Below are 18,006 nucleotides of genomic sequence, written 5' to 3'. Positions count from 1 at the left end.
CGGCCCTCGCGGTGCACCCCGATCACGCAGCCCCGTCACTCGGCCCCGGTCACGCACGCCCTCGCCGCACAGCCCCCGTCACGCAGCCCCCGTCACGCCCCGCCCTCGCCCGCCGCCCGCGCCGTGAGGTCCTCCCACACCTTGCGCACCTGCGGCTCCAGCGCCTCCAGCGGCCCGTCGTTGTCGATCACGAGCGTGGCCACGGCCAGCCGCTGTTCCCGCGTGGCCTGCGCGGCCATCCGGGCCCGGGCCTCCGACTCCTCCATGCCCCGCAGCCCCGTGAGCCGGGCGAGCTGGGTGGCGGGCGCCGCGTCCACGACGACGACCAGGTCGTACAGCGGAGCGAGCCCGTTCTCCGCGAGCAGCGGTACGTCGTGCACCACGATCGCGTCGGGCCCCGCGGCCGCCTCCAGCTCGGCGGACCGGGCCCCGACCAGCGGGTGCACGATCCCGTTGAGGATCTTCAGCTTCGCCGGATCGGCGAACACGATGGACCCCAGCTTGGGCCGGTCCAGCCCGCCCTCCGGTCCCAGTACGGACTCCCCGAAGGCCTCCACCACCGCCGCGAGCCCGGGCGTACCCGGCTCCACGACCTCCCGCGCGATCCGGTCGGCGTCCACGACGACCGCCCCGTACCCCGCCAGCAGCCGCGAGACCTCGCTCTTGCCGGCGCCGATTCCGCCTGTCAGGCCAACTTTCAACATGCCGGGCAGACTAGCCCGCGCCCCCGGGGGCCCGTACAGACCCCCGGCCCGAGGCGCTTCCTCAGCCCTCGCCCTCGCGCTCCGCCAGGAACCGCTCGAACTCCAGGCCGATCTCGTCCGCCGACGGGATCTCCGCGGGCTCCGCGATCATGTTGCCCCGGGTCTCGGCGCCCGCCGCCGCGTCGTACTGGTGCTCCAGCCCCTGCACCAGGCTGACCAGTTCCTCGTCGCCCTCCCGGATCTGCCGGTCGATCTCCGTCTGCGTGCGGTGCGCCTCGGTGCGCAGCGCGTGCGCGACCGACGGCAGGACCAGCCCCGTCGCGGCGGTGATCGCCTCCAGGGCGGTCAGCGCGGCGTCGGGATACGGGGAGCGCGCCACGTAGTGCGGTACGTGGGCGGCGACGCCCAGCACGTCGTGCCCGGCCTGACCGAGGCGGAACTCGACCAGCGACTCGGCGCTGCCGGGGACCTGGGCCTCGTCGAAGGGGCTGCGGTGTCCCGGCATGAGGTCGGTCCGGTTGCCGTGCGGGGTGATCCCGACGGGCCGGGTGTGCGGGACGCCCATGGGGATGCCGTGGAAGTTGACGGAGAGCCGCACGCCCAGGCGCTCGACGATCTGCCGGACGGCGACGCAGAAGCGCTCCCACTCCACGTCGGGCTCGGGGCCCGACAGCAGCAGGAAGGGCGCGCCTGTGGCGTCCTGGACGAGGCGCACCTCCAGCAGGGGCTCCTCGAACTCCGTCCAGTGGTCGCGCTGGAACGTCAGCAGCGGACGGCGCGCCCGGTAGTCCACCAGACGGTCCGCGTCGAACCGGGCCACGACCTGGTGGGGCAGCGTGTCGAGCAGCCGCTCGACGATCTGCTCGCCGGTTTCACCCGCGTCTATGTACCCCTCGAAGTGGTAGAGCATGACCAGCCCGGCCGAGTCCTGGGCAAGCGCCAGGTCGGCCACCGCCAGGCCCTTGGCGTCCCATTCGTACAAACCCTGTGGATCAAGCACCGCCACCACTCCTCCTCCGCCGCGTTCTCTGGCAAGAACGTCCAAGGAGCCGCGACCATTCCCCAGTTGACGGCATTCACGAGATCGCCCGGCCCGGCCACACAAAGCGGTAAGGCCCGCCCCCCTGAGGGGACGGGCCTTACCGGTGAAGATCAGCTCGGCTCACGCCGTGCTGCTGCGATCAGCTCTGGCCGCCGGCCAGCTTCTCGCGGAGCGCGGCGAGGGCCTCGTCGGACGCCAGGGCGCCAGAGGTCTCGTCCGCACCCTCGGAGGAGTACGAACCACCCGAGATGCCCGCACCGGCGCTGCTGCTGCTGCCCGCGGCCGGAGCGGCCGCACCCTCGGCAGCGGCGGCCTCGTCGGCCTCGCGGCTCTTGATGACCTGAGCCTGGTGCTGCTCGAAGCGCTGCTGCGCCTCGGCGTACTGGCCCTCCCAGGCTTCGCGCTGCTTGTCGAAGCCCTCGAGCCAGTCGTTGGTCTCGGGGTCGAAGCCCTCGGGGTAGATGTAGTTCCCCTGGTCGTCGTAAGACGCGGCCATGCCGTACAGGGTCGGGTCGAACTCGACCGACGCCGGGTCGGCACCGAAGGACTCGTTGGCCTGCTTCAGCGACAGCGAGATCCGGCGACGCTCAAGGTCGATGTCGATGACCTTGACGAAGATCTCGTCGTTGACCTGGACGACCTGCTCCGGGATCTCCACGTGGCGCTCGGCCAGCTCGGAGATGTGGACCAGGCCCTCGATGCCCTCGTCCACGCGGACGAACGCACCGAACGGAACCAGCTTGGTGACCTTACCCGGGACGACCTGACCGATCTGGTGCGTCCGGGCGAACTGCTGCCACGGGTCTTCCTGCGTCGCCTTCAGCGACAGGGAGACACGCTCGCGGTCCATGTCGACGTCGAGGACCTCGACGGTGACTTCCTGGCCGACCTCGACAACCTCGGACGGGTGGTCGATGTGCTTCCAGGACAGCTCGGAGACGTGGACGAGACCGTCGACGCCACCCAGGTCCACGAAGGCACCGAAGTTGACGATCGAGGAAACGACGCCGGAGCGGACCTGACCCTTCTGCAGGGTGGTGAGGAACGTCTGGCGAACCTCGGACTGGGTCTGCTCAAGCCAGGCACGGCGGGACAGGACCACGTTGTTGCGGTTCTTGTCCAGCTCGATGATCTTCGCCTCGAGCTCCTTGCCCACGTAGGGCTGGAGGTCGCGGACGCGACGCATCTCGACGAGGGAGGCCGGCAGGAAGCCGCGGAGGCCGATGTCGAGGATGAGACCACCCTTGACGACCTCGATGACGGTACCGGTGACGATGCCGTCTTCTTCCTTGATCTTCTCGATCGTGCCCCAGGCGCGCTCGTACTGCGCGCGCTTCTTGGACAGGATGAGACGGCCTTCCTTGTCCTCCTTCTGGAGAACAAGTGCCTCGATCTCGTCGCCGACCTTGACGACCTCGTTCGGGTCGACATCGTGCTTGATCGAGAGCTCGCGGCTCGGGATGACGCCCTCGGTCTTGTAACCGATGTCGAGGAGAACCTCGTCACGGTCGACCTTCACGATGACGCCGTCGACGATGTCGCCGTCGTTGAAGTACTTGATCGTCTCGTCGATCGCGGCGAGGAACGCGGCCTCGTCACCGATGTCGTTGACCGCAACCTGCGGGGTGGTGGCGGTGGTCTCGGTGCTGCTCGTCATGTGGGTAAGGGCTCCGGTTACGGACAGAAAGTCGTAGGTACTGCTACGCCGGGAGCCCTTATCGGCATCTGCCGAAGAAGCCGGACAGCCAAGGAAGCCCCAGTTCCGCGAAGTGCGGGGTGGGGGCCTCGAAAACCGAGGGGACATCAACAGATACAAGCGCAGCCTGCTAGGTCTGAGGAGCACAGGCTCGCAGCGCAACTTGTAGCATACGGGGGCAGCCGGACAGGGTCAATGCGCGAAGGCGCACACCCCGGGCAGATCACCGCACAACCGGCACAATTGGCGGGCGGGCAGGCGCCGATGGCCCTTCCAGCCCGCTTTCCGCAGACATTCGCAGACTACGACGACGGGCCCCATGAACCAAGAGGACTACGCCCCCGAAGAAGCGTACGAAGCCGGATCGGCCGCCGAGGACGACTCCGAGGCCACGCGGCGTGACGCAGGGGAAGCGGAGAGCAGCCGCGCCAGCCGCGGCTGGTGGGACCGCAACGCCGACGAGTACCAGAGCGAGCACGGCGCGTTCCTCGGCGACGACCGGTTCGTCTGGGGACCCGAGGGCCTGGACGAGGCGGAAGCGGCCCTCCTCGGCCCCGCCGCCTCCCTCAAGGGCAAGGACGTCCTGGAGATCGGCGCCGGCGCCGCCCAGTGCTCGCGCTGGCTGGCCGCCCAGGGCGCCCGCCCCGTCGCCCTGGACCTCTCCCACCGCCAGCTCCAGCACGCCCTGCGGATCGGCGACGACGTCCCCCTGGTCGAAGCCGACGCCGGCCGCCTCCCCTTCCGCGACGGCTCCTTCGACCTCGCCTGCTCCGCCTACGGGGCCGTCCCCTTCGTCGCCGACCCCGTGAACGTCATGCGCGAGGTGCGCCGCGTCCTGCGCCCCGGCGGCCGCTGGGTCTTCTCCGTCACCCATCCCGTCCGCTGGGCCTTCCCCGACGAGCCGGGCCCCGAGGGGCTGTCCGTCTCCGCCTCCTACTTCGACCGCACCCCGTACGTCGAGCAGGACGAGCAGGGCCGCGCCGTATATGTGGAGCACCACCGCACGATCGGCGACCGGGTACGGGACGTGGTCGCGGGCGGCTTCCGCCTCGTCGACCTGGTCGAGCCGGAGTGGCCCGTGTGGAACAGCCAGGAGTGGGGCGGCTGGTCCCCGCTGCGCGGCAACCTCATCCCCGGTACGGCGATCTTCGTGTGCGAGCGGGACTGAGCCGGTGACGGGACAGCGCGTGATCCGCAGGGCCGACCTCGACTCCCTTCCCGTACGGGAAGCCGTGCCCGCCCTCGTCTCGGCGCTCGACGCCCACGGCGCGGCCGTGCTCTGTGCCCCGCCCGGGACCGGCAAGACCACGCTGGTGCCGCTGGTGCTGGCGGGGCTGGTGGGGGACGGGCCGCGCCGCCGGATCGTGGTCGCCGAACCCCGCCGGATCGCCGCCCGCGCGGCGGCCCGCCGGATGGCCTGGCTGCTCGGCGAGCAGGTCGGCGCCTCCGTGGGCTTCACGGTGCGCGGCGAGCGGGTGGTCGGGCCGTCCAGCGTGATCGAGGTGGTCACCACCGGGGTGCTGCTCCAGCGGCTCCAGCGGGACCAGGAGCTGTCCGGCACCGACCTGGTCATCCTGGACGAGTGCCACGAGCGGCACCTGGACGCCGACACGGTCGCCGCCTTCCTCCTGGACGTACGCGAGACCCTGCGCCCGGAGCTGCGGATCCTCGCGGCCTCGGCGACCACCGACGCGGCCGGCTGGGCCCGCGTCCTGGGGGACGCCCCCGTCGTGGAAGCCGCCGGGGTCTCCTACCCCGTGGAGACCGTGTGGGCCCCGCCGGCCCGCCCGGTGCGGCCGCCGCACGGGATGCGGGTGGATCCCGCGCAGCTGACGCACGTGGCCTCGGTGGTGCGGCGAGCGCTGGCGGAACGTTCCGGCGACGTCCTGTGCTTCCTGCCCGGCGTCGGTGAGATCGCCCGGGTCGCCGGGCAGCTCGGCGCCGTCGACGCGGAGGTCCTCCAGATACACGGCCGCGCTCCGGCCTCCGTCCAGGACGCGGCGCTGTCCCCCGCGCCGCACCGCCGCGTCATCCTGTCCACCGCCGTCGCGGAGTCCAGCCTGACCGTGCCCGGCGTACGGATCGTCGTGGACTCGGGGCTGGCCCGCGAACCCCGGGTCGACCACGCCCGGGGCCTGGGCGCGCTGGCCACCGTACGGGCGTCCCGCGCGGCCGGCCGCCAGCGCGCGGGCCGGGCCGGGCGCGAGGCCCCGGGCACGGTGTACCGCTGCTGGGCCGAAGCGGAGGACGGGCGGCTGCCCGCGTACCCCTCCCCCGAGATCCGGATCGCGGACCTCGCGCAGTTCGCCCTCCAGGCCGCCTGTTGGGGCGACCCGGACGCGACCGGTCTGGCCCTGCTCGATCCGCCGCCGGCCGGAGCGATGGCCGCGGCGCGCGAGGTGCTGCTCGCGGTGGGCGCGGTGTCCCCGGCGGGCCGGCCGACGCCCCGGGGGCTGCGGATGGCCCGGCTCGGCCTGCACCCGCGCCTCGCCCGGGCCCTCCTCGACGGCTCCGCCGCGCTGGGGGCCCGGCGGGCGTCGGAACTGGTGGCCCTGCTGAGCGAGGAGCCGCCGCGGGAGTACGGGGACGACCTGGCCGCGGCCTGGCGGCGTGCCCGCGCTGGTGGCGACGGCTACGCCCCCCGCTGGCGCACGGAGGCCCGCCGCCTGGAGCGCGCGGCGTCGGAAGGCGGCCCTGCGGGGCATTCCCTCCCCGACGACACCGCCGCCGGGCTCGTCGCCGCGCTCGCGTTCCCGGAGCGGGTCGCCAAGGCCAAGGGCCAGGGGGCCTTCCTCATGGCCTCCGGAACCGGGGCCGAACTCGCGGAGGGGTCAGCGCTGCGCAACGCGCCCTGGCTGGCCGTGGCCGTCGCCGACAGGCCCCCGCACTCGGCGTCCGCCCGCGTCCGGCTCGGAGCCCTCATCGACGAGGAGACCGCCCGCGCCGCCGCCGGCCACCTCTTCCGCTCCGGCGAGGAGGTCCACTGGGAGGACGGCGACCTCGTCGCCCGCTCCGTGGAACGGCTCGGCGCCATCGAGCTCGCCGCACGGCCCCTGCGCACCCCCGACCGGGACCTCGTCAGGGACGCCCTGCTCGACGGGCTGCGCACCGACGGGCTCGGCCTGCTGCGCTGGACACCTGACTCGCAGGCGCTGCGGGCCCGGCTCGGCTTCCTGCACCGCACGCTCGGCCCGCCGTGGCCCGACGTAGCGGACGACGGTGAGCTGCTGGAGCGGGCCGACGACTGGCTGGAGCCCGAGCTGTCGCGGGCCCGCCGCCGCGGCGACCTCGCGCGGATCGACGCGGGCCAGGCGCTGAACCGGCTGCTCCCCTGGGCCACCGGGGAGGCCGCCCGGCTCGACGAGCTGGCCCCCGAGCGGATCGAGGTGCCCAGCGGGTCGCGGATCCGCGTCGACTACGCCGCCGAGCACGGACAGCCCGTACTGGCGGTCAAGCTCCAGGAACTGTTCGGGCTGGCCGAGACCCCCCGGGTCGCGGGGGTTCCCGTACTCGTCCATCTCCTGTCGCCCGCCGGCCGGCCCGCCGCGGTCACCGCCGACCTGGCTTCCTTCTGGCAGGGCGGCTACCGCGCGGTCCGTGCCGAGCTCCGCGGCCGCTACCCCAAGCACCCGTGGCCCGAGGATCCGGCGACCGCCGAACCCACCCGGCACACCAACGCCCGGCTCAAGCGCTGAGCGGCCCCTCGCGCTCGGGGCGCCGACTGCGCGCCTCCAGCAGCAGGGCGAGCGCGAAGAGCGCGAGCCCGCCGGCCGCCAGCCCGATCGGGGCGTACGTGTGCAGGGCCAGGACCATGACCCGGTTCGACTTGACCAGGTCGACGGTGTAGTCGCTGTAGTCCTCGCGGATCTTCACGTGCCCGGCGAAGACGGTGAGCTTCCCCTCGGGCGCGCTGCCCGCGATGGTCCCGCCGCGCATCTCCTGCTGGATCTCCTGCTCGGCGTTGACGGGAGCCCCGGTCACCGGGTCGACCCAGAACTTCGCCTTGGTCGTGTACCAGAGGCTGGTTCCGGTGCTCTGCTCGAACGTCGCCGGGTCGATGCCATCGAACGGCATCTTCTTCGGCAGCCCGACCTTCGTCCACGGCACGGTCTGCTCGAAGTAGTAGACGTCGACGCCCTTGAACGTGCGCGGACCCACGTAGTGGATGGGCGAGGAGGTGCGGGTCTGCTGGTCGAAGTAGAGGTAGTCGCGCGGCTCGGTGAAGAACGGCCACTTGAACTCGATGCCCTCGCGCTTGACCGGGTCCCCGTCCACCGCCTCGCCGGTGGCGTGCACCGGGTCCTGGCTGTGCGCGTCGAAGATGTAGCGCTCCGGTATCTGGGAGACCATCTTCCCGTCCGGGCCCATGATGTGGGTCAGCGTGTCCCAGACCACGACGTCCTTGCCGGCGCTGGCCTCGATCTCCCGCGACGCCTCGACGTTTCCCTTGAGGGTCTGGACGATGGTGACCTTGTCGACCTTCTTGGGCTGCATGGTGGCGTAGTCGATGAGGGTCGCGTCCTTCGCCTCCAGCACCATCTCCTGGTACTGGCTCGGCGGGATCTTGGCGAGTCTGGGGTACGCGTACCAGCGCAGCAGTGGTGCGAGGGCTGCACAGAACACGGCTACGGCTAGCAGGACGAGGCTTGCTCTGCGTCGCATGGCCGGGCCCTCCTCTACTTTCCGGGCGCGGCGGGCGCGGTGGTGAGCAGGGGCTTCGGTGAGGTCTTGCCTTCCGGCGCCCCCGTCGCCGTGATGGCGAAGACGAGGAGCACCGCGAGGACGAGACCGCTGGCGGCGGCGACGAATGCGCGCATGCCGGGGCCTCCGGAATCTGATGGGGTGTCAGGGCGGTGGCACCGTAGCAATGCGGGTGACAGATGAGAACCGTTTGCGCCACTGCTCGCGCGGGGACCTCGCGGCGACCCGTGTCGGGGCGGTGGCGGAGCGGACACGAGGTCGCCCGTTCCACCCCGAGGGAGCGGGACGGGGCGGGGCCCCCCATGGCGCGACCCCGCACCTCGGTCCAGGCGGTGCGGGGTCGTGCCGGAGCCCCGCCCCTGCTCAGGGGCGGGGCTCCGGTGCGCGTCAGCGGGTCGGCGTGGGCGCCGGAGTGGCGGCGGACGCGGACGGTGAGGGCTTGGGCGACGGCTTGGGCTTCGGCGACGGGGAGACCGAAGCGGTGGGCTTCGGAGAGGGCTCGGGCGTCGGCGACGGGGTGGGCTTGGGACTCGGAGTCGGAGTCGGAGTCGGACTGGGAGTCGGGGTCGGTGTCGGTGAAGGCGTGGGGCTCGGCGTGGGAGTCGGGCTCGGCGTCGGTGTGGGCGTCGGACTCGGAGTCGGGGTCGGGGTCGGGGTCGGACTCGGAGTCGGAGTGGGCGTCGGACTCGGGGTAGGCGTCGGCGTGGGCGAAGGAGTAGGCGTCGGCTTCGGCGTAGGCGTGGGCGAAGGGGTCGGCTTCGGCGACGGCGTGGGCTTCGGCTTCGGTGTCCGAATCGGATCCGGGCCCGGCTTCGGAGGTGTGACCACCGGGTCGCCGCCGCCACCGGTCCCACTGCCGCCGCCACGGCCGTCCGGGATCTCGTGCGTGCCCTTCAGGTAGTACGTGAACCAGGACCGCACCGTCCGCAGGTACGCCGAGGAGTGGTTGTACGACAGCACGGCCCGGTCCAGATCCGCGTCCACCCGCAGGTCACGCGTACCGGCGCACAGGTAACGGCCCGCCGCGAGCGCGGCGTCGTGCACGTTGTTGGGGTCGCGCCGGCCGTCGCCGTTGGCGTCCTGGCCCCACGAGGCCCACGTGGACGGGATGAACTGCATCGGCCCGACCGCACGGTCGTAGCGGGAGTCACCGTCGTAGGCTCCGCCGTCGGTGTCGGAGATGTTCGCGAAGCCGTTGCCGTCGAGCACGGGCCCCCGGATCGGCCGCAGCGTCGTACCGGAGGCGTCGACCTGGCCGCCGCGCGCCTGCCCGGACTCGACCTTGCCGATGGCCGCGAGGAGCTGCCAGCGCAGTCCGCATCCGGGGTCGTTCCTGCCGACCGCCTGCTCCGCGCCCCGGTACGCGGCGAGCACGCTCGCCGGTATGCCCTGCGCGCCCTCGGCCCCGCCCATGGCCACGGGCCCGCCCCGCGCCCCCGGATCCGCGGCGGCCTGCGCCACGGGCGGCGGCGTCGCCCCGCCCTCGGGCAGCAGCACGGCCGGCGGCTCGGGGCTCACCAGCGGCGGCAGCGCGGTGAAGTAGGAGCCGTCCCCGGCGGAGTCCTCGGGGGCGGGCGCGGGTTCCGCGACCGCGGACGCGTCGGCACCGACCGCGAGCGGTCCCTGCGAGGCGGTCAGCACGCCGGCCACGAGAGCGGAGAGGAGCACGGCGGCCCCGCTCTTGCGCACCACCCGGCCGAAGCGCGCCGGTATCCCCGCGGACGCGCCTGCCGGTATTCGAATCCGAGCCGTCATGAGCCGGACCCCCCTCCCCCTCGACGTCCGCGTGACCCTACGTCAACTCGCTGAACAGGGCACGCATCGTGAGCGGGATTTCACGATTTCCTCATGAGTTCCGCAGGCCACCCATACTGGACGCACCGGGCGCCCGCACCGGTCGAAGAGCCGAGCCCTCCGAGACAAGGTCCCATGCCGTTCACTCTCAGCCACGCGGCCGCCGTACTTCCGGCCATCCGCCGGTCCGGTCGTGCGCGCGGCCCCCTCGTCGGATCGGCCCTGGTCCTCGGGTCGTTCGCTCCGGACACCCTCTACTTCGTCGACGTCGTGGTGCCGGGCCTCAGGCCGTACAGCACCTTCACGCACTCCCTGCCCGGCGTCCTGACCGCCGACGCAGCCCTGACCGCCGTCCTCGCGGCGTGCTGGCTGCTGCTGCGCGAACCGCTGATCGCGCTCCTGCCGCGCGGCCGGCAGGGCAGGGTGCACGCCTTCGTCCGGGGCGAGGAATGGCGCGGGCGCCGACTGCCCGCGCTGGCCCTCTGGTTCTACCTCTCGGCGGCCATCGGCTCCCTCACGCACGTGGTGTGGGACGCCTTCACGCACGTCGACCGCTTCGGGACGCGCATCCTGCCGGAGCTGGGCGAGCCGCTCGCCCTCGGACTGCCCCTCTACTCGTACCTGCAGTACGGGACTTCGGCGCTCGCGGCCTGCCTCCTGGTCTGGTTCACGGCGACCGCACTGCGCCGGCTGCCCGACTCGCCCGCCCCCGCGTCCGTCCCGGTGCTCGGCCGGGCCGAGGTGTGGGGCGCGCTCGCCCTGGTCCTCGTCTGCGTGGCGGTCGGGATCACCTGGCGCGTGCTGCGCTTCTTCACCTACTTCGACCGGATCCGCACGCCGCTCGACATCATCCCGACCGTCTGTTTCGGCGCGGGCGGCGGCCTCGCCGTGGGGCTGCTGCTGTACGGGATCCTCGTGCGCCTGCCGCACCGGCGGGTCCGCGACCGCTCGAACCCGAACGCCGAGTCCGACTCGGACGCCGACTCGGACTCGGCGGAGAAAAAGGGAACGCCCGTCCCCACCACTTAGGCGGGGACGGGCGCTGCCCGGGCCACGAGGGCCACGGATCAGTGCGCGGCGGACTCCCAGTCGGGGCCGACGCCCACGGACACGTCCAGCGGGGCCCGCAGGTCGACGGCGGCGGCCATCTCGCGGCGCACCAGCTCCTCCACCTGCTCACGCTCTCCGGGCGCGATCTCCAGCACGATTTCATCGTGGACCTGGAGCAGCATCCGCGACTTCAGCCCGGCCCCGGTGATCGCCTTGTCCACGCGCAGCATCGCGACCTTGACGATGTCGGCGGCGGTGCCCTGGATCGGCGCGTTCAGCGCCATCCGCTCGGCGGCCTCGCGGCGCTGGCGGTTGTCGCTGTTGAGGTCCGGGAGGTAGCGGCGGCGGCCGAAGACGGTGGCCGTGTAGCCGGTGGCGCGGGCCTCCTCGACGACCCGGCCCAGGTAGTCCCGGACCCCGCCGAAGCGCTCGAAGAAGGTCTCCATCAGGCCGCGGGCCTCGCCGGGCTCGATGTTCAGCTGCTGGGCGAGGCCGAACGCGGAGAGCCCGTAGGCCAGACCGTAGGACATGGCCTTGATCTTGCGCCGCATCTCGGCGTCGACCTCGGAGCGCTCGACGCCGAACACTTGGGAGGCGACGGTGGTGTGCAGGTCCTCGCCCGACTGGAAGGCTTCGAGCAGGCCCTCGTCCTCGGAGAGGTGGGCCATGACGCGCAGCTCGATCTGGCTGTAGTCGGCGGTCATGAGGGATTCGTAGCCCTCGCCGACGACGAAGCCGCGGCGGATGGCCCGGCCCTCGTCCGTGCGCACCGGCACGTTCTGCAGGTTGGGGTCGGTGGAGGACAGCCGGCCCGTCGCGGCGACGGTCTGGCTGAAGCTGGTGTGCACCCGGCCGTCGGCGGCGATCATCTTGACCAGGCCCTCGACGGTGACGCGCAGCTTGGCCTGCTCCCGGTGGCGGAGCATGATCACGGGCAGTTCGTGGTCGGTCTGGGTGGCCAGCCAGGCGAGCGCGTCGGCGTCCGTGGTGTAGCCGGTCTTGGTCTTCTTCGTCTTCGGCAGGTCCAGCTCGCCGAAGAAGACCTCCTGGAGCTGCTTGGGCGAGCCGAGGTTGAACTCGTGGCCCACCGCCGCGTGTGCCTCCTTCACCGCCTGCTGCACGGCCGCGGCGAACTGCTGCTCCATCGCTTCGAGGTGGCTGCGGTCCACGGCGATGCCGGCCCGCTCCAGGCGGGCCAGCAGCTCGGAGGTGGGCAGCTCCATGTCGTGGAGCAGCTCGGCCGCGCCCACCTCGGGCAGCTTCACCGCGAAGGCGTCGCCGAGGTCCAGGACGGCGCGGGCCTGCGCCATCAGGGCTTCGGCCTCGGCGGTGTCGTCGGCGCCGAAGGCGAGCTGCCCGTCGGCGGCGGCGGGCGCCAGCTCCCGGTGCAGGTACTCCTGGGAGAGCACGTCCAGCGCGAAGGAGCGGCGGCCGGGCTTGACCAGGTAAGCGGCGAGCGCGGTGTCCATGGCGACCCCGGCCAGGGTCCAGCCGTGCTCGGGGAAGACCCGCATCAGGGCCTTGGCGTTGTGCACCACCTTGGGCTTGGCGGCGTCGGCGGCCCAGGTGGCGAAGGCCCGCTCGTCGGCCTCGTCCAGCGCGGACGGCTCGAACCAGGCGGCGGCGCCGCCGGCCGAGGCGAGCGCGATCTCGGAGACGTTGCCGGCACCGAGCGCCCAGGTGTCGACGGTGGAGATGCCGAGCGGGGCGCCCGCGTGGCTCTCCAGCCACGGCGCGAGCTCGCCGGCGCCCAGCACGGAACCGTCCAGCTCCACGGCGGCGGCCACCGGGGCCGGGGCCTCCTCCTCGGCTGCGCCCGGGTCCACGGCGAGCAGCCGCTCGCGCAGGGAGGCGTTGCGGATCTCCAGTACGTCCAGGACTCCGGTGACGGCCGTCCGGTCGTAAGGGGCGCGGGCCAGGTCTGCCGGGGTCTTGGGCAGGGCGACGTCCTTGACCATCTCGGTCAGGATCCGGTTGAGCTTCACGGCGTCCAGGTGGTCGCGGAAGTTCTGCCCGGCCTTGCCCTTGACCTCTTCGGCGCGCTCGACGAGCTCCGCGAAGGACCCGAACTGGGTGATCCACTTGGCGGCGGTCTTCTCGCCGACGCCCGGGATGCCGGGGAGGTTGTCGGACGGGTCGCCGCGCAGCGCCGCGAAGTCCGGGTACTGCTGGGGGGTGAGCCCGTACTTCTCTTCGACCTTCTCGGGGGTGAAGCGGGTCAGCTCGGAGACGCCCTTGGTGGGGTAGAGCACGGTGGTGTGCTCGGAGACGAGCTGGAAGGAGTCCCGGTCGCCGGTGACGATCAGCACGTCGAAGCCGAGGGCCTCGGCCTGCGTGGCGAGGGTCGCGATCACGTCGTCGGCCTCGAAGCCGTCGACCGCGAAGCGCGGCACGCTCATCGCGTCGAGGAGCTCGCCGATCAGCTCCACCTGCCCCTTGAACTCGTCGGGGGTCTTGGAACGGTTCGCCTTGTACTCGGGGAACTCCGCCGAGCGCCACGTCTTGCGGGACACGTCGAACGCCACCGCGAAGTGCGTGGGCGCCTCGTCGCGCAGCGTGTTCGCCAGCATCGACGCGAACCCGTAGATGGCGTTGGTCGGCTGCCCCGTCGCGGTGGTGAAGTTCTCCGCGGGCAGCGCGAAGAACGCCCGGTACGCCAGGGAGTGCCCGTCCATGAGCATCAGGCGGGGGCGGCCCGCTGCGGTCGGCTGGTCGGTCTTCTTCGATGCTGAATCTGCCACGCCCCCGATCCTAGGCCGCCGCGCTGACAATTCCGGCGCCGGTGGTCACCCGGTCGGTGGGCAGCCGTCCGGGCCCGGCCCCGCGCGGGCCCGACCGCCGTCGCCCCCGGAGGCCGGCCACCGGCCCATCCGCCACCCATCCAGCGCCCTTCGTGGGGCCAGTCCGCTGCGGGGCCCGTCCACGGCCGGTCCGCCGCAAGGGCCCGGCCGCCGCCTCCCACCGGGCCTCCCCCGCGACTCGCCCGGGCAGCCCCGTCCGGCTCCCCCCGGCGCATCCGTCACAGCGGCCGCCCCCGGCGCACCCGCCCGGCCTGCGGACGCTCCGTACCGCCCTCCCGCCCACCCGGCGACCGTGAAAGGATCGGAAGTGCGGCACTATGTGCTGCACTCGCACACACGCTCGAAGGGGAGCGACATGGCCACCAAGCCGCCCGCAGGGGATCCCGTACAGGACGCACCCCAGGTGACGCCCCCCAAGCACGCGGCCGCCGGCCTGCCCGCGATCGGGCACACCCTGAAGATCGCGCAAGAGCAGATGGGGCTCGCCCGTACCGCCCGCACCCTCCTCAAGGTCAACCAGAAGAACGGCTTCGACTGCCCCGGCTGCGCCTGGCCCGAGGGCGACAAGCGGCACACCGCCGAATTCTGCGAGAACGGCGCCAAGGCCGTCGCGGAAGAAGCCACCCTGCGCCGGGTCACCCCCGCGTTCTTCGCCGCGCACCCGCTGGCCGACCTGGAGACCCGCTCCGGCTACTGGCTGGGCCAGCAGGGCCGGATCACCCGGCCGATGCTCATGGAGGCCGGCGCCGACCGCTACGAGCCGGTCAGCTGGGAGCGGGCCTTCGCGGTGATCGCCGAGGAGCTGCGCGCCCTCGACTCCCCCGACGAGGCCCTCTTCTATACCTCCGGCCGCACCAGCAACGAAGCGGCCTTCCTCTTCCAGCTGTTCGTCCGCGAGTTCGGCACCAACAACCTCCCCGACTGCTCGAACATGTGCCACGAGTCCTCGGGCTCCGCACTGAACGAGACGATCGGCATCGGCAAGGGCAGCGTCTCCCTCGAAGACCTCCACCAGGCCGACCTGATCATCGTCGCCGGGCAGAACCCGGGCACCAACCACCCGCGCATGCTCTCCGCCCTGGAGAAGGCCAAGTCGGCCGGCGCGAAGATCATCTCGGTGAATCCGCTGCCCGAGGCCGGCATGGAGCGGTTCAAGAACCCGCAGACCCCCCTCGGCATGCTCAAGGGCACCGCCCTCAACGACCTGTTCCTCCAGATCCGCATCGGCGGCGACCAAGCCCTCTTCCGCCTCCTCAACAAGCTGGTCATCGAGGCGGGCGGCGCCACCGACGAGCAGTTCATCCGCGAACACACCCACGGCTACGAGGAGTTCGCGGCCGCCGCCAAGGACACCGACTGGGACGCGACCCTCACCGCCACCGGCCTCACCCGCCCCGACATCGAGCGCGCCCTCGCCATGATCCTGGCCTCCAAGCGCACCATCGTCTGCTGGGCCATGGGCCTGACCCAGCACAAGCACTCCGTCGCCACCATCCGCGAGGTCGTCAACCTGCTGCTCCTGCGCGGCAACATCGGCCGCCCCGGCGCCGGCGTCTGCCCCGTCCGCGGCCACTCCAACGTCCAGGGCGACCGCACCATGGGGATCTTCGAGCGCCCCGCGCCGGCCTTCCTCGACGCCCTCGACCGCGAATTCCAGATCACCTCGCCCCGCGAGCACGGCTTCGACGTGGTCCGCTCCATCCAGGCCCTGCGCGACGGCGAGGCCAAGGTCCTCTTCGCCATGGGCGGCAACTTCGTCGGCGCCACCCCCGACACCGAGGTCACCGAAGCCGCGATCCGCCGCGCCTCCCTGACCGTGCACGTCTCCACCAAGCTCAACCGCTCCCACGCGGTCACCGGCAAGCGCGCCCTGATCCTGCCCACCCTCGGCCGCACCGACAAGGACGTCCAGGCCGGCGGCAAGCAGTTCGTGACCGTCGAGGACTCCATGGGCATGGTCCACTCCTCCCGCGGCAACCTCGCCCCCGCCTCCCCGCACCTGCTCTCCGAGCCCGCGATCGTGGCCCGCATGGCCCGCGCCGTCCTCGGCGAGGCCTCCAAGACCCCCTGGGAGGAGTTCGAGCGGGACTACGCGGCCATCCGCGACCGGATCTCCCGCGTCGTCCCCGGTTTCGAGGACTTCAACGCCCGCGTCGCCCGCCCCGGCGGCTTCCAGCTCCCGCACGCCCCGCGCGACGAACGCCGCTTCCCCACGAAGACCGGCAAGGCGAACTTCACCGCCGCACCCGTGGAGTACCCGCACCTCCCGCCGGGACGCCTGCTCCTGCAGACCCTGCGCAGCCACGACCAGTACAACACCACCATCTACGGCCTCGACGACCGCTACCGCGGGATCACCGGCGGCCGCCGCGTGGTCATGGTCAACCCCGAGGACGCCGCCGAGCTCGGGCTCGCCGACGGCTCGTACACGGACCTCGTCGGCGAGTGGCGCGACGGCGTGGAGCGGCGCGCCCCCGGCTTCCGCGTCGTGCACTACCCGACCGCCCGCGGCTGCGCCGCCGCCTACTACCCCGAGACCAACGTGCTGGTCCCCCTCGACTCCACGGCGGACACCAGCAACACCCCTGCGAGCAAGTCCGTCGTCGTGCGCTTCGAACCGGCCTGATAGAACGACTCCAGGACAAGATGGTTAACGAGCGTTGACGAACGGAGTCGGCCCATGGGCGAGCAGCAGCACGCGGTGAAGTTCCCGCAGGAGGTCCTCGACGAGTACACGGCCCTGGGCATCGACCTGCCCGCGCTGTTCTCGGCGGGCGACCTCGGCAAGCGGATGGACATCCGCATCCTCGAAGCCTCCGCCGAGCGCGTGGTCGCCACCATGCCCGTCGAGGGCAACACCCAGCCCTACGGACTCCTCCACGGCGGGGCCTCCGCCGTGCTCGCCGAGACCCTCGGCTCGGTCGGCGCGATGATGCACGGCGGCATCACCAAGGTCGCCGTCGGCGTCGACCTGAACTGCACCCACCACCGCGGCGCCCGGTCCGGCCTGGTCACCGGCGTCGCGACCCCCGTGCACCGGGGCCGCTCCACCGCCACCTACGAGGTGGTCATCACCGACGAGCAGGACCGCCGGGTCTGCACCGCCCGCCTGACCTGCCTGCTGCGCGACGTCGAAGCGGCCCCCGGGGCCTGACCCCGGCGAGGCACGGCCCACGGGCCCGGATCCCGCCCCGCGAGGGGCAGGAGCCGGGCCCGCGCCGTGCCCGCGGGCCGGCACCGCCTTCACGGGCACGACCTCGGGCCCGCGCCGCACCCGCCGGAACCCCCCGGGCACGCCCCGAACGCCCCGCCCCCGCCCCCGGAACCCCGCCACCCGCCCGGAATCCGCCAGTCCGCGCACGTTCCGCCACGGGCTGTTGTGTCACCGATGGTGACGGCCTACCGTCCCCCCATGGGGACCACGCCGCGCACAACGCTCCCGTACGTCGCCGCCGCCCTCGCCGCGCTGCTCCTGCCCGGATGTTCCAACTCCGCCCCGCACGCCGCCCCGACGTCTTCCGCTGCCGAGCCAAGCCCCTCCTCACCTGCCCAGATCTGCACCGCCCTGGTCTCGTACTGGGCGAAAGAGACCCTCAAGGGCAGCAAGTGGTCGGGGCTGGACTGGGAGCAGAAGGGCCTGTCCAATGATCAGTACGCGATCCACGAGGAAGCCGTCGCCGCCGGCCGGGCCGAGGAGCGAACCCACGGGCAGGAAAAGGGACTTGAGCTGATCGACCGGCTCGTGGCGCAGCGCTGCACCGAGCAGGACGGAGCCACCCGGAGCTCCGAGAACTGGCGCCCTCCGCAGTGAGCCGGATGACCGGAATCGTGCATGCCATGTCCGGCTTCCGGTCACTTGTCGACGTACGACCCCTTCGCAGGTCGAGAGGCCTTTGCGCCCTCTCCGGAAGATCCGGAGACCGAAGTCGATCACGCTTTTTCGCTACCCTGCGTCATGTCCATACCTTGCAGAATCAGGCCTTTACGTTCCTGAATGCCACTCGATGGATTCTTTCGGCCACACGCTGCAACATTCGACCCGTTTTGATCTATGACAGGACCATGAGGCCCTCAAGCCCCTTAGAGGAACGGGGATTTCTCAGCATGTGGTCAAACCCCGAGGTCGCTAAAAGCCCGATCTGTCCGTACTCCCGCCGCACATTCTTGGCCTTGGCATAACAAGAGCGTCACATCCTCCTTTCCCGCCTCCCCGCATTC

Annotated in this window: 13 protein-coding genes; 6 read left to right on the top strand and 7 right to left on the bottom strand. The window is 72.1% G+C overall.

Going from position 1 to position 18,006, the window contains the following annotated elements:
* Positions 1-92 precede the first annotated feature (92 nt).
* The 3 genes from coaE to rpsA form a co-directional block, all read right to left on the bottom strand.
* Positions 93-704, bottom strand: coding sequence for a dephospho-CoA kinase (gene coaE / locus OG276_RS28815; RefSeq protein WP_266909596.1), 612 nt, complete (start codon positions 702-704; stop codon positions 93-95).
* A gap of 61 nt (positions 705-765) precedes the next feature.
* A complete protein-coding gene (locus OG276_RS28810; protein ID WP_266909595.1) occupies positions 766-1,704 on the bottom strand; it encodes a PAC2 family protein in 939 nt (312 codons plus the stop codon).
* A gap of 181 nt (positions 1,705-1,885) precedes the next feature.
* Complete coding sequence (rpsA, locus tag OG276_RS28805) at positions 1,886-3,403, bottom strand: 30S ribosomal protein S1 (protein ID WP_266876946.1); 1,518 nt, start codon at positions 3,401-3,403, stop codon at positions 1,886-1,888.
* Positions 3,404-3,761: 358 nt separating this feature from the next.
* On the opposite strand from rpsA, the gene OG276_RS28800 reads away from it, so the two are divergent.
* Complete coding sequence (locus OG276_RS28800) at positions 3,762-4,610, top strand: class I SAM-dependent methyltransferase (protein ID WP_266909594.1); 849 nt, start codon at positions 3,762-3,764, stop codon at positions 4,608-4,610.
* Positions 4,611-4,629: 19 nt separating this feature from the next.
* Entirely contained in the window at positions 4,630-7,137 is a 2,508-nt protein-coding gene (gene hrpB, locus OG276_RS28795) for an ATP-dependent helicase HrpB (protein WP_266913192.1), read from the top strand.
* On the opposite strand, the gene OG276_RS28790 is transcribed toward hrpB, so the two are convergent.
* The 3 genes from OG276_RS28790 to OG276_RS28780 form a co-directional block, all read right to left on the bottom strand.
* Entirely contained in the window at positions 7,127-8,104 is a 978-nt protein-coding gene (locus tag OG276_RS28790; RefSeq protein ID WP_266909593.1) for a DUF3068 domain-containing protein, read from the bottom strand. The genes hrpB and OG276_RS28790 overlap by 11 nt on opposite strands.
* Before the next feature lie 14 nt (positions 8,105-8,118).
* A complete protein-coding gene (locus OG276_RS28785) occupies positions 8,119-8,259 on the bottom strand; it encodes an SPW_0924 family protein (RefSeq protein WP_243338278.1) in 141 nt (46 codons plus the stop codon).
* Positions 8,260-8,530: 271 nt separating this feature from the next.
* On the bottom strand, positions 8,531-9,898 hold the full coding sequence (locus OG276_RS28780) for a lytic murein transglycosylase (protein ID WP_266909592.1): 1,368 nt from the start codon (positions 9,896-9,898) through the stop codon (positions 8,531-8,533).
* Positions 9,899-10,072: 174 nt separating this feature from the next.
* Here OG276_RS28780 and OG276_RS28775 point away from each other — a divergent pair, with 174 nt between their 5' ends.
* On the top strand, positions 10,073-10,966 hold the full coding sequence (locus OG276_RS28775) for a DUF4184 family protein (RefSeq protein WP_266909591.1): 894 nt from the start codon (positions 10,073-10,075) through the stop codon (positions 10,964-10,966).
* A 38-nt stretch (positions 10,967-11,004) separates the two neighbouring features.
* On the opposite strand, the gene polA is transcribed toward OG276_RS28775, so the two are convergent.
* A complete protein-coding gene (polA, locus tag OG276_RS28770; RefSeq protein ID WP_266909590.1) occupies positions 11,005-13,728 on the bottom strand; it encodes a DNA polymerase I in 2,724 nt (907 codons plus the stop codon).
* Between the two features lie 415 nt (positions 13,729-14,143).
* Here polA and OG276_RS28765 point away from each other — a divergent pair, with 415 nt between their 5' ends.
* The 3 genes from OG276_RS28765 to OG276_RS28755 all read left to right on the top strand — a co-directional run bounded on the left by OG276_RS28765 (position 14,144) and on the right by OG276_RS28755 (position 17,599).
* Positions 14,144-16,414, top strand: coding sequence for an FdhF/YdeP family oxidoreductase (locus tag OG276_RS28765; protein ID WP_266909589.1), 2,271 nt, complete (start codon positions 14,144-14,146; stop codon positions 16,412-16,414).
* Between the two features lie 54 nt (positions 16,415-16,468).
* Positions 16,469-16,942, top strand: coding sequence for a PaaI family thioesterase (locus OG276_RS28760; RefSeq protein ID WP_266909588.1), 474 nt, complete (start codon positions 16,469-16,471; stop codon positions 16,940-16,942).
* Positions 16,943-17,200: 258 nt separating this feature from the next.
* Positions 17,201-17,599 (top strand): hypothetical protein, encoded by a 399-nt coding sequence (locus OG276_RS28755; RefSeq protein ID WP_266909587.1) that lies wholly within the window; start codon positions 17,201-17,203, stop codon positions 17,597-17,599.
* The last annotated feature ends 407 nt before the right edge of the window (positions 17,600-18,006 follow it).

This window comes from Streptomyces sp. NBC_00086, assembly GCF_026343255.1.
In the GTDB taxonomy this organism is placed as follows: Bacteria; Actinomycetota; Actinomycetes; order Streptomycetales; family Streptomycetaceae; genus Streptomyces.
This window is presented reverse-complemented; position numbering and strand designations above follow the sequence as displayed.

Excerpts from the sequence above, each read along its gene's own strand:
- coaE (WP_266909596.1), bottom strand. The coding sequence starts at position 704 with ATGTTGAAAGTTGGCCTGACAGGCGGAATCGGCGCCGGCAAGAGCGAG.
- rpsA (WP_266876946.1), bottom strand. The coding sequence starts at position 3,403 with ATGACGAGCAGCACCGAGACCACCGCCACCACCCCGCAGGTTGCGGTC.
- OG276_RS28800 (WP_266909594.1), top strand. The coding sequence starts at position 3,762 with ATGAACCAAGAGGACTACGCCCCCGAAGAAGCGTACGAAGCCGGATCG.
- OG276_RS28790 (WP_266909593.1), bottom strand. The coding sequence starts at position 8,104 with ATGCGACGCAGAGCAAGCCTCGTCCTGCTAGCCGTAGCCGTGTTCTGT.
- OG276_RS28785 (WP_243338278.1), bottom strand. The coding sequence starts at position 8,259 with ATGCGCGCATTCGTCGCCGCCGCCAGCGGTCTCGTCCTCGCGGTGCTC.
- OG276_RS28780 (WP_266909592.1), bottom strand. The coding sequence starts at position 9,898 with ATGACGGCTCGGATTCGAATACCGGCAGGCGCGTCCGCGGGGATACCG.
- OG276_RS28775 (WP_266909591.1), top strand. The coding sequence starts at position 10,073 with ATGCCGTTCACTCTCAGCCACGCGGCCGCCGTACTTCCGGCCATCCGC.
- OG276_RS28765 (WP_266909589.1), top strand. The coding sequence starts at position 14,144 with ATGGCCACCAAGCCGCCCGCAGGGGATCCCGTACAGGACGCACCCCAG.
- OG276_RS28760 (WP_266909588.1), top strand. The coding sequence starts at position 16,469 with ATGGGCGAGCAGCAGCACGCGGTGAAGTTCCCGCAGGAGGTCCTCGAC.
- OG276_RS28755 (WP_266909587.1), top strand. The coding sequence starts at position 17,201 with ATGGGGACCACGCCGCGCACAACGCTCCCGTACGTCGCCGCCGCCCTC.